The sequence below is a fragment of the Sphingomonas sp. genome (assembly GCF_048594985.1).
Taxonomy (GTDB): domain Bacteria; phylum Pseudomonadota; class Alphaproteobacteria; order Sphingomonadales; family Sphingomonadaceae; genus Sphingomonas_I.
Window position 1 is genome coordinate 1 of record NZ_JBMDXG010000016.1, and the last position, 11124, is coordinate 11124.

Sequence of the window (11124 nt, forward strand, 5' to 3'; positions counted from 1 at the left end):
CCCAAGCCCGGGGATCCCACCGCCACCGGCCGAACGGCGTGGGGGTGAAGCCGGACGGGCCCCGCTCGCCCCGGCCGGGTGGGTGGGAAGCCCCTACCGCAGGCAGGCGTCGTAGCCGCCGCGATGGACGATGCCGATGCGGCGGACGATGGCGTTGCCGTAGCGGCGGGTGGCGCCCGACGGCGCGATCGCCTCGCGCTTGGCGGGGAGGGGCAGGACGGCGGCGATGCGTGCGGCCTCGGTCGGGGTCAGGCGGCTCGCGTCGTGGTGGAAGTACCGCATCGCGCCCGCATTGACGCCATAGGTGTGGATGCCGGTCTCGGCGATGTTGAGATAGACTTCCATGATCCGGTGTTTGGTCCACAAAGTCTCGATCAGCAACGTGAACCACGCCTCCAGCCCTTTGCGGAGGTAGGAACGGCCCTGCCACAGGAACGCGTTCTTCGCCGTCTGCTGGCTGACGGTCGATCCGCCGCGCAGGCGGCGGCCGGCGGCATTGCCCTCGAACGCCTTCTGGATCGCGGTCAGATCGAAACCGTGATGCGTGCAGAAATTGCCGTCCTCCGCCGCGATCGCCGCGCGGGCCATGTTCGGATCGATCCGGCGCAGCGGCATCCAGTCCTTCGTGATCATGTGCCCGCCGAACAGATCGCCCAGCATCGTGATCGTCACGGGCGGCGGCACGAAGCGATAGGCCAGCACCCACAGGATCGAGCCGAGCACGAATGCGATCAGCGCGCGCAGCAGCCAGCGGAGGATGCGGCGCGGCCAGGAGAATGCGGACGGGGAGCGACGGCCGGGCCGTGCGCGCGCGGGCGAGGGCATGTCCGGCTGTTAGCCAAGCCGCGCGGGCGGAACAACGGCCGTGCGCCGCCGCTTTCCCACGGGCGGATCAAACCCTAAGGATCGTTCATGCCCCGCCGCCCGACCCCCGGCCTTCCCAGCCGCCAGCAGATCCTGGACTTCATCACCGGCAGCGATCAGCCCGCCGGCAAGCGCGAGATCGCCAAGGCGTTCGGGCTGCACGGCAACGAGAAGATCCAGCTCAAGGCCCTGCTGAAGGACATGGCCGACGAAGGACTGATCGACAGCGCGCCGGGCCGCGCCTTCCACAAGATGGGGGGCGTGCCCAAGGTGACGGTGCTGCGGATCGTCGACGTCGACGACAGCGGGCAGGCGTCGGCCGTGCCCGAAAGCTGGCATGCCGACGTCCCCGCGCCGAAACTGCGCGTGATCGAGCGCGGCAAGCGCGGCGCGGCGCTGGGCGTCGGCGACCGCATCCTCGCGCGGACCGAGGAGGCGGGCAAAGGCTGGGTCGCGCATCCGATGAAGCGGCTGGCCAAGGGCGAGGAGCAGGTGCTGGGTGTGCTGCACGAGGAAGGCAGCCGGCTGTGGCTGAAGCCCGTCGACAAGCGCGAGCGGCGCGAACTGCCCGTATCCGACGCGGGCGAGGCGCGGCCGGGCGACCTCGTGCTGGCGGAAAAGGCCGGGCGGCCGCCGCGCATTACCGCGCGCGTGGTCGAGCGGCTGGGCGAGCCGTTCGCGCCGCGCAGCTTCAGCCTGATCGCGATCCACAAACATGGCATCCCCGACCGTTTCAACGAGGAGACGATCGCCGAGGCCGAGCGGATGGCGAAGGAGCCGCTGGGCGCCATCGGGGAAGGCGGCCGCGAAGACCTGCGCCACCTGCCGATCGTCGCGATCGATCCGGCCGACGCGCGCGACCATGACGATGCGGTGTGGGCCGCGCCCGACGAGGATCCCGCCAATCCGGGCGGCTTCCGCGCAATCGTCGCGATCGCGGACGTCAGCTTCTACGTCCGGCCGGGATCGGAACTGGACCGCGAGGCGCGGCGGCGCGGCAACAGCGTCTATTTTCCCGACCGCGTGGTGCCGATGCTGCCCGAGGAATTGTCGGCCGACATCTGTTCGCTGAAAGAAGGGCAGGATCGCGCGGCGCTCGTCTGCCACATGACGCTCGACGCGCGCGGGGCGATGACGGCGTGGCGCTTTACCCGCGCGGTGATCCGGGTGGCGGCGAACATCGCTTACGAGGATGCGCAGGCGGCGATCGATGCGGGTGAGGAGGCCCGTGCTTCGACCTCGCTCGGCACGAACGGGGAAACAGGAAGGCCGGCCCCCGATCCACTCGTCCCGAGCTTGTCGAAGGACGTGATAGAGGCGCTGAAACAGCTCTGGGCCGCATGGGGGGTGCTGGCCAGGGCGCGCGACAAGCGCGAACCGCTCGACCTCGATCTGCCCGAGCGGCGGGTGATGCTCGACGAGAAGGGGCGCATCCTGTCGGTCGCCCCGCGCGAGCGGCTCGACGCGCATCGGCTGATCGAGGATTTCATGATCGCAGCCAACGTCGCCGCCGCCAAGGCGCTGGAGGCGAAGAAGGCGCCGGTCATGTACCGCGTGCACGAGCCGCCGAGCCGCGAGAAGCTGGTCGCGCTCAAGGAGTATCTCGACACGTTCGGGATCAGCTTCGCGATGGGGCAGGTGATCCGCCCGGCGACCTTCAACCGCCTGCTGGAACTGGTCGGCGAGCGGGACGAGCGCCCGCAGATCATGGAGCAGGTGCTGCGCACGCAGACGCAGGCCTATTACGCGCCGACCAATGCGGGCCATTTCGGCCTCGCGCTGGGCAGCTACGCGCATTTCACCAGCCCGATCCGGCGCTATGCCGACCTGCTCGTCCACCGCTCGCTGGTCGGCGCCGATCGGCTCGACCCCGCCGAGAAGCAGACCGCGCTGCCGGCGGCGGATGCGGAGGGGCTCGCGCGGATCGGCGAGCTGATCAGCGCCGCCGAACGGCGCGCGATGGAGGCGGAGCGCGAGACGATCGATCGCTATGTCGCGGCCTATCTGGCGACACGCGTCGGCGATCTGGTCGACACGCGGATCACGGGCGTGCAGGCGTTCGGCTTCTTCGCGACGGTGGTGGGGCTGGGGGGCGACGGGCTGGTGCCGGTCTCGACGCTGGGCCGCGAATATTTCCGCTATGACGAGGCGGCGCACGCGCTGGAGGGCGAGGAGACGGGCACGCGGTACACGTCCGGCATGTTGCTCAAGCTGCGGCTGGCGGAGGCCAATCCGATTTCGGGCGCGCTGCGGTTCGAGGTGGACGGCACGGAGGGGGAAAGCGGCACGACCTCGCCGCGTCAGGCGCGCAAGGACCGGATGATCAACCGGCGCGGCCGGCCGGGCAATATCCGCCACAGCAACCGGCGGCGCTGACGCGCAACGGGATTGCCGCAGCGTGGCACGCGCGTCATGGGGCTGTCATGATGCGGCGTCAGGTGCCTGCGCGGAAAGGACATTCCCGAATGCGATCGATCATGCGCGGCCTTGCGGCGGCGGCGGCTGTTCTGGCCGGGGCCGGCGGCGTGGCGGCGCCCCCGCCCGCGAAACCGGCATTGGTGGTCGCGATCTCGGTCGACCAGTTTTCGGACGAGCTATTCCGGCGTTATCGCCCGACCTTCACGCAGGGCCTCAGGCGGATGGCGGACGGCATCGCCTTCACCGGCTATCAGAGCCACGCGGGGACCGAGACCTGTCCCGGCCATTCGACTTTGCTGACCGGGCGTCATCCGTCGGGCACGGGCATTCCGGCCAATGACTGGCTCGACCGCACGACGTGGAAAGAGATTTACTGCGTGACCGTGCCGGGCGCGGACAAGGATGCGCGCGGCCCGCAGAATCTGCGCGCCAGCACGTTCGGCGAATGGCTGAAGCAGGCCGAGCCGCGCGCGCGCGTCGTGTCCATTTCGGGCAAGGACCGGTCGGCCATCATGATGGGCGGGCACAAGGTCGACGCGGTCTATTGGTGGCAGGACGGCAAGGGCTTCACCACCTCGTCCTACGCGGGCCCCGCGACGCGTGACGTCACCGTGCCGGCCGAGCGCTTCAACGCCGGCATCGCGAAGGCATGGGCGCGGACCAAGCCGCAGCTGTGGCCGACCGACATTTCCGCCGCCTGCCGCGCGCTGCAGAAGGACGAGACGTTCGGCCGGATCACGCGCAACGGCCATGTCCCGCCTGACATCGCGGTGGCCGCGATGGCCGCGCCCGATTACCTCGGCACGTCGGCCTTTCATGATCAGGTGCGCGGATCGCCGATGCTCGACCGGCTGACGCTGGATTTCGCCAAGCAGGTGATCACGCAGCGCCGGCTCGGCAGGGGGCGCGCCACCGATTTGCTGGCGCTGAGCTTCTCCGCCACCGACTCGATCGGCCATCGCTTCGGCAATGGCGGCCCGGAGGAGTGCGTCCAGATGGCGGCGCTCGATAAGACGCTGGGCGAATTGTTCGCGCAACTCGACGCCTTGCGCGGCCCCTATGTGGTCCTGCTGAGCGCGGACCATGGCGGTTTCGACGCGGCCGAGCGCGCCAAGGCGCAGCATGCCGACGCCTATCGCCTCGACAGCGATGCCTTCCGCGCGGAGATGAAGGCCGCGCTGCGCGCCCGGCTCGGCATCGCCGATCCGATCGCGACCGATGACCTGCAGCAGCTTTACATCAAGGCGGCGCCGGGCACGCCCGACTTCGCGCGCATCGAACAGGCGGCGATCGCGTGGTTGCGGCAGCGGCCCGAGGTGGCGGCGGCGCATGGCCGCGCGGAGGTGGCGGCGGCCAAGCCGCCACGCGGCAAGCCGGTGACCGAGCTGACCCTGCTCGAGCGGTTCAACGAAAGCTACGTGCCGGATCGCAGCGGCGACATCTTCGTCGCGTACAAGCCGCACGTCAGCTTCGGCATTCCAGGCAAGCCCGCGTCGAGCGTGGCAGGACATGGCACGCCGTGGGATTATGACCGGCAGGTGCCGATCCTGTTCTGGTGGCGCGGCGTTTCGTCCGAGGAGCGGGCGGAGCCGGCCGAGACGATCGACATTGCCCCGACGCTGGCGGCGGTCACGGGGGTGCCGGCGCCGGAGGTCGACGGGACATGCCTGAAGCAGGTGGCGCGGACCTGCCCCTGACCGGCGCGAGAGGATCGCGCTCTAGCGTTTTACGCCCGCGATCACCGACGGCTGCACGAGCGCGGCCTCGGCGGCGCAGGAACCCGCATCGGGTGCGAGCGCGGGATTGGCGCGTGCGTGCGCCAGTTCGGCCCGCGCGGCGGCGGCATCGGCCTGGTAGGCGGCCGACTGGCGGATCGCCTGCATCGTCACGGTGGCGCCCAGCCGGCCGGCCTCGACCGCGCTCATATTGTGCGCGCCGCAGACGATGCGGCTCTCGCCATAAGCGCGTGCGCGGGCGAGGATCGGCATCGCGCGGTCGGGCGCGAGATCGGACAGGATCAGCCCGAATGTCCAGCCCCGCGTCGTATGCCCCGACGGGTAATCATAGCTCTTGCCGAGTTCCTCGCGCGCCTCGCAGATTGCGCCCTTGTCGATCAGGAACGGGCGCAGCCGCTTCCACCGGTCCTTCGCCGCATTGTTCGCGCGGGCGGTGTCGGCGGTGGCGTTGGTCAGCAGCCGATAGGTGAGGGGCGTCGCCTCGGGCGACAGCGTGACGCCCGCCGCGCAGCTGAAATCCTTCATCACCTGCGGGGTCGCGGATGCGACGTCGGCCGCCGCGAGCCCGTAGCGCGGGGTTCCGGCGAGCCGCCGCGTCGCTTTGAAGACACGCCGGTCGGCCTCATAGCGGATGTCGCCCTTCACCGGCGGGGGCGGGACGACCGCGGTCAGATCGACCGTCTCGGCAAGATATCCGGGCCGTTCGGCCGCCGCGACCATCATGACGGCGGCCGCGAGCAGGGGGGCGATCTTCAATCCGTCATGCATTTGCGGCGCGGCCTCGTGCTCGATCAAAGGCGGGGAAGGGTGACGCCGGTCTGCGCCATATATTTGCCCGCGCGGTCGGCATAGCTGACCTCGCACGGCTCATTGCCCTGGAGGAACAGGAACTGGCACGCGCCTTCATTGGCGTAGATCTTGGCGGGAAGCGGCGTCGTGTTCGAGAATTCGAGCGTGACGTGCCCCTCCCAACCGGGTTCGAGCGGCGTGACGTTCACGATGATCCCGCAACGCGCATAGGTCGACTTGCCGAGGCAGATGACCAGCACGTCGCGCGGCACGCGGAAATATTCGACCGTGCGCGCGAGCGCGAAGCTGTTGGGCGGGATGATGCACACGTCGGTCTTGCGATCGACGAAGCTGTTTGCGGCGAAATCCTTGGGATCGACCGTCGCCGAATCGACATTGGTGAAGATCTTGAATTCGTCGGCGACGCGCGCGTCATAGCCGTAGGAGGATAGGCCGTAGCTGATGCAGCCGTCGCGGCGCTGCGCCTCGACGAACGGCTCGATCATCCCGCTGGTCGTGGCCTGTTCGCGGATCCAGCGGTCGGAAAGAATGGACATTGGCGGCCTTGGCTGGGGTTGGAAGCCGCTTGTTGCCGGATGGACGGGAACCGGCAAGCCCCCAAGCCGTCACCCCGGACATGTTCCGGGGCCCACCTTCCCTCCGCACCGGCGTCGCGGGAGTTGAGGTGGATGCCGGGACAAGCCCGGCATGACGGGAAGAGGTGTCGCGCCTCAGCAGAAGCGGTTGAACAAATTCTCCAGACGCTCCTGCTGGCCGGACTTCGGCTGCGGGTCGAGGTTCTGCGACGTGGCGAGGTCGGCGATGTCGGCGAGCGAGCCGCTCGCGACCTTCTGGCCCAGATCGCTGCCCCAGCCGGCGTAACGGTCCTTGCGGATCGCATCGACGCGGCCGTCCTCGATCAGCGCCGCCGCGTTGAGCAGGCCCTTCGCGATCACGTCGATCCCGCCGATATGGCCGTAGAACAGGTCGGCGGCGTCGACGCTCTGGCGGCGCACCTTCGAATCGAAGTTGAAGCCGCCGGTGGTGAAGCCGCCGGCGCGGATCACCTCGACCATCGCGATCGTCAGTTCCTCGACCGAGTTGGGGAATTGATCGGTGTCCCAGCCATTCTGGTGGTCGCCGCGATTGGCATCGATCGAGCCGAAGATGCCGAGCGCGTTGGCCATCGCCAGCTCATGTTCGAACGTGTGGCCGGCGAGCGTGGCATGGTTCGCCTCGATATTGACCTTGACCTCGTTCTCCAGGCCATAGGCCTTGAGGAAGCCGTACACGGTCGCCGTGTCGAAGTCGTACTGGTGCTTGGTCGGCTCGTGCGGCTTCGGCTCGATCAGGACGGTGCCCTTGAAGCCGATCTTGTGCTTGTGCTCGACCACGAGGTTGAGGAAGCGGCCGAGCTGGTCGAGCTCCTTCTTCAGGTCGGTGTTGAGGAGCGTGTCATAGCCCTCGCGGCCGCCCCACAGGACGTAATTCTCGCCGCCCAGGCGATGCGTCGCGTCGAGCATCTGGCGGACCTGCATGCCGGCGAAGGCGACCACTTCCGGGTTCGGGTTGGTCGCGCCGCCCGCCATGAAGCGCGGGTGGCTGAACAGGTTGGCGGTGCCCCACAGGAGCTTGATGCCGGTCTCGCTTTGCAGGCGTTCGAAATCGTCGACCGCCTCGGCCAGATATCTGGTGTGTTCGGCGGCGTTGTTGGCGGTCGCCATTACGTCGACGTCGTGGAAGCAGTAGAAGGGCACGTCGAGCTTCTTGATGAAGTCGAAGCCTTCGGTCCGCTTCACCGCCGCCGCCTGGCTGTCCATCGCGCCGGCGAGCCACGGGCGCTTGAACGTGCCCGCGCCGAAGATGTCGTTCCCGGGCCACGAAAAGGTGTGCCAGAAGCAGACGGCGAAGCGAAGGTGATCCTCCATCCGCTTGCCGAGCACGACCCGGTCCTTGTCATAGAAGCGGTAGGCGAGCTCGTCGTTCGTGTCCGGCCCCTTGAAGGTGATCGGCGCGATATCGGCGAAATAGGTCGGCTGGATGGACATTACTGGCCTTTCACTTTCGGACTGATGTGGGGGTAGGCGGCGCGGAACGCGGCCTTTTTCGGAGCAAGGAGATCGACGTCACGGGCGTCGGGTTCGACGACGCGCTCGACCGGGGGCGGCACGCACACGTCGCGCGGATCGGCGCGGTCGACCGCGACCTGCGCCAGCCGCGCCGCGCCGAGCGCGGGGCCGACCTCGCCGCCGCGCAGGTAAACGAGCGGCGTATCGAACGCGGCGCTGATGATCCGGCCCCAATAGGCCGAACGCGCGCCGCCGCCGATGACCGCGAGCCGGTCGATCGTCGTGCCCGCGTCGCGCAGCGCGCCGAGCCCGTCGGCGAGCGTGAAGGCCACGCCCTCCAGCACCGCCTGCGCCAGGCGTCCCGGCCCGGTTTCATAATCGAGGTTGAGGAAGGCGCCGCGCACCAGCGCGTCATTGTGCGGCGTGCGCTCGCCCGAGAGGTAGGGCAGGAACAGTTCCTTGCCCGCCGCCGGCCCGGTCTCCTCGGCGCGCGCGAACAGTTCGGGCGCGTTGGCGGCGCCGGTCAGCTTCGCCACCCAGTCGATGCAGGCGGCCGCGCTCAGGTGCACCGCCATCTGGTGCCACATGGCGGGCAGAGCGTGGCAGAAAGCGTGGACCGCGCCCGCCACGTTGGGGCGTAATTCGTCGGTGGCGACGAAGATCACGCCCGACGTGCCGAGCGAGAGCAGGGCGTCGCCGTCCGCCACCACGCCGACGCCGACCGCGCCGGCGGCATTGTCGCCACCGCCGCCGACCACGGGCACCGGCTCCATGCCCCACAATTCGGCGATTTCGGGACGCAACATGCCGGTGATCGCCGACCCTTCGAACAGAGCGGGCATCTGGTCCCGCGTGAGCCCGGTCGCGGCGAGGAGGGTATCGCTCCAGTCGCGCTTGCCGACGTCGAGCCACAGCGTGCCCGCGCTGTCCGACATGTCCGACGCCTTGTCGCCGGTCATGCGCAGGCGGACATAGTCTTTGGGCAGCAGGACGGTGCGGACCTGATCGAAGATGGCGGGTTCGTGCTTGCGGACCCAGGCGAGCTTGGGCGCGGTGAAGCCCGGCATGACGAGGTTGGCGCCGATCCCGTGGAAATCGGCCGCCGCCTCCAGCTCCGCGCATTCCTCGTGGCTGCGCCCGTCGTTCCAGAGGATCGCGGGGCGGAGCGGCCGGTCATCCGCGCCGAGCAGGGTCGCGCCGTGCATCTGCCCGGCGAGCCCGATCCCCTGCACCGCGCGGCGCACCGCCGGATCGATCGCGCGGACCGCCGCCTGCGTGGCGGTCCACCAATCCTCTGGCGCCTGTTCGGACCAGAGAGGCTGCGGCCGCGTGACGGTGAGCGCGGCGGTGCCCTGGCCCGCGACCGATCCGTCGGCCGCGATCACCACGGCCTTCACGCCCGACGTGCCGATGTCGATCCCTAGGAACATGCCTGCCCGCTTACTTGGTGAAGGGATCGATCGTCTTGATCGTCCCGTCGGGGTTGAAGGTTAGTTCGGTCACCTTGACGCTGCGCAGGTGGTTCTTATCCGACAGCTGCGTATCGGCGTAGAACAGCCACCATTTGCCGTCATGCTGAATGATCGAATGGTGCGTGGTCCAGCCCTGCACGGGCTTCAGGATATGGCCCTTGTAGGTGAAGGGGCCGTAGGGGCTCGTGCCGACCGCATAGTTGATGAAGTGCGTGTCGCCGGTCGAGTAGGTATAATAATATTTGCCGTCCTTCTTGAAGGTCCAGGAGGCCTCGAAGAAGCGGCGCTCGTGATCGCCGCCGAGGACGGGCTTGCCCTTCTCGTCCAGGATCACCGCGTTGCGCGGCTTTTCCGCGAACTGCTTGAGGTCGCCGGTCAGCTTGACGACCTGGCCCGACAGAGCCGGCTTGTCGTCCTGCTGCAGATCGGTGTCCGACCCGTTCGGATCATATTTGCCGTCCTTCCAGCGCTGGAGCTGGCCGCCCCAGATGCCGCCGAAATACATGTAGGCCGCGCCGTCATCGTCGACGAACACCGCCGGATCCATCGAGAAGGAGCCCTTGATCGGCTCCGGCTCGGCCTTGAACGGGCCCATCGGATTGTCCGAGGTGGCGACGCCGATCTTGAACGCGCCGAGACCGTTCTTGTCCTTCGACTTATCGCGCGCCGGGAAGAACAGATAATAGGTCCCGTTGCGGAATGCGGCGTCGGGCGCCCACATCTGCTGCGACGCCCAGGGCACGTCCTTCACGTCGAGCGCGACGGGGCCGATCGTGACGGGCGCGCCGACCCGGTCCATCCGCAGGACGCGGTAATCGTGCATCGCATATTGGTTGCCGAGGTCGTCGTTCGGGATGTCGGTTTCGACGTCGTGCGAAGGGTAGACGTAGATCTTGCCGTCGAAGACGTGGGCCGAGGGATCGGCGGTGTAGATTTCGGTCACCAGCGGCTGCGACAGATAGCCGCGCCCGTCGGGCGAGCGTGCCGGCACCTTCGGCGCGCCGGCGGCGGCCGTCTGGTTGTTCGCGGCGGCACCGTCGTCGCTCGCGCTGCATGCCAGCGGCAGCGGCATCAGCGACAATGCGATCGCGACCCGCCCGAACTTTCCAACGGCCATTCAACCCTCCTGAGTTTCGCTATTTTGTCCCGCCACGCTTAGGCCAGCTTTTGGACGGGGCAAAGACCATTGCCCCGATGTGCCGCCCAGCGAAAGTGTTAGCGGTAACATACCGCCTGGACGGCAAGGATCAAGCATCATCGCCGCGATGGTGCGATCGTTTCGGAACCGTTCGTGGCCGCGACTGTTCACCGCCCGAGCTCTTTCGACGGAGATGCTGGATGGCCGATACTGAAACTGGCGGCGAGACCCCCGCAACCACGACCGACGCGCCCAAGCCGCGCCGCAAGCGCGCCGCCCGCGCGACGGCGGCCTCGCCCGCCGCGTCGAACGGGGAGGGTACGGCCGCGCCGAAAAAGCGCGGGCGCCCCGCCGCCGCCAAGTCGGGCACGGCCAAACGCACCACCACGACCACACGCAAGCCCGCCGCCAAGCGCGGCCGTCCGGCGGCGGCCAAGCCGCGCGCCGCCGCCAAATCTCGCGCGAGCAGCGCGAGCCGCGCCAGCGCGCCGTCGGTCAATGCCAAGCAGGTCGCGATCGGCGCCGGTTTCCTGGGCGCGGTCGCGGCGGGTGTCGCGGCCTTCTTCGGCCGCAAGAAAATCGGCGCGGTCATCGCCGACCAGAAGGGAGAGGCCACGCCGGCCGACAAGCCCGCTTCA

General features: G+C 68.7%; 8 protein-coding genes and 1 pseudogene. 3 read left to right on the forward strand and 6 right to left on the reverse strand.

What is annotated here, in order from left to right; translation table 11 throughout:
- Positions 1-93: 93 nt before the first annotated feature.
- Entirely contained in the window at positions 94-825 is a 732-nt protein-coding gene (gene mtgA, locus ACOJSF_RS00540; RefSeq protein ID WP_420140292.1) for a monofunctional biosynthetic peptidoglycan transglycosylase, read from the reverse strand.
- Positions 826-912: 87 nt separating this feature from the next.
- On the opposite strand from mtgA, the gene ACOJSF_RS00545 reads away from it, so the two are divergent.
- Together ACOJSF_RS00545 and ACOJSF_RS00550 are read left to right on the forward strand one after the other, a co-directional pair.
- Positions 913-3240, forward strand: a complete 2328-nt coding sequence (locus tag ACOJSF_RS00545; RefSeq protein WP_420140293.1) for a ribonuclease R family protein — start codon at positions 913-915, stop codon at positions 3238-3240.
- An 89-nt stretch (positions 3241-3329) separates the two neighbouring features.
- The gene (locus ACOJSF_RS00550) at positions 3330-4979 is read left to right on the forward strand and encodes an alkaline phosphatase family protein (protein ID WP_420140294.1); all 1650 of its coding nucleotides are present in this window, start codon (positions 3330-3332) and stop codon (positions 4977-4979) included.
- A 21-nt stretch (positions 4980-5000) separates the two neighbouring features.
- On the opposite strand, the gene ACOJSF_RS00555 is transcribed toward ACOJSF_RS00550, so the two are convergent.
- The 5 genes from ACOJSF_RS00555 to ACOJSF_RS00575 form a co-directional block, all read right to left on the reverse strand.
- Positions 5001-5774 carry an acid phosphatase gene (locus ACOJSF_RS00555; RefSeq protein ID WP_420140295.1) on the reverse strand — a complete coding sequence of 258 codons (774 nt, stop codon included), beginning with the start codon at positions 5772-5774 and terminating at the stop codon, positions 5001-5003.
- 35 nt (positions 5775-5809) lie between these two features.
- Positions 5810-6364 (reverse strand): dCTP deaminase, encoded by a 555-nt coding sequence (gene dcd / locus ACOJSF_RS00560; protein ID WP_420140296.1) that lies wholly within the window; start codon positions 6362-6364, stop codon positions 5810-5812.
- Between the two features lie 174 nt (positions 6365-6538).
- Positions 6539-7855, reverse strand: coding sequence for a xylose isomerase (gene xylA / locus ACOJSF_RS00565; RefSeq protein ID WP_420140297.1), 1317 nt, complete (start codon positions 7853-7855; stop codon positions 6539-6541).
- On the reverse strand, positions 7855-9306 hold the full coding sequence (xylB, locus tag ACOJSF_RS00570; RefSeq protein WP_420140298.1) for a xylulokinase: 1452 nt from the start codon (positions 9304-9306) through the stop codon (positions 7855-7857). The genes xylA and xylB overlap by 1 nt, the downstream gene beginning before the upstream one ends.
- A gap of 10 nt (positions 9307-9316) precedes the next feature.
- On the reverse strand, positions 9317-10465 hold the full coding sequence (locus tag ACOJSF_RS00575; protein ID WP_420140299.1) for a glycoside hydrolase family 43 protein: 1149 nt from the start codon (positions 10463-10465) through the stop codon (positions 9317-9319).
- A gap of 221 nt (positions 10466-10686) precedes the next feature.
- Between ACOJSF_RS00575 and ACOJSF_RS00580 the strand changes: the two are divergent.
- Positions 10687-11124 (forward strand): annotated as a pseudogene (locus tag ACOJSF_RS00580) (hypothetical protein); the annotation flags it as partial.

Bases quoted from the DNA above. Each gene is read 5' to 3' on its own strand.
- ACOJSF_RS00575 (WP_420140299.1), bottom strand. From the start codon at position 10,465: ATGGCCGTTGGAAAGTTCGGGCGGGTCGCGATCGCATTGTCGCTGATG.
- mtgA (WP_420140292.1), bottom strand. From the start codon at position 825: ATGCCCTCGCCCGCGCGCGCACGGCCCGGCCGTCGCTCCCCGTCCGCA.
- ACOJSF_RS00550 (WP_420140294.1), top strand. From the start codon at position 3,330: ATGCGATCGATCATGCGCGGCCTTGCGGCGGCGGCGGCTGTTCTGGCC.
- xylA (WP_420140297.1), bottom strand. From the start codon at position 7,855: ATGTCCATCCAGCCGACCTATTTCGCCGATATCGCGCCGATCACCTTC.
- ACOJSF_RS00545 (WP_420140293.1), top strand. From the start codon at position 913: ATGCCCCGCCGCCCGACCCCCGGCCTTCCCAGCCGCCAGCAGATCCTG.
- xylB (WP_420140298.1), bottom strand. From the start codon at position 9,306: ATGTTCCTAGGGATCGACATCGGCACGTCGGGCGTGAAGGCCGTGGTG.
- dcd (WP_420140296.1), bottom strand. From the start codon at position 6,364: ATGTCCATTCTTTCCGACCGCTGGATCCGCGAACAGGCCACGACCAGC.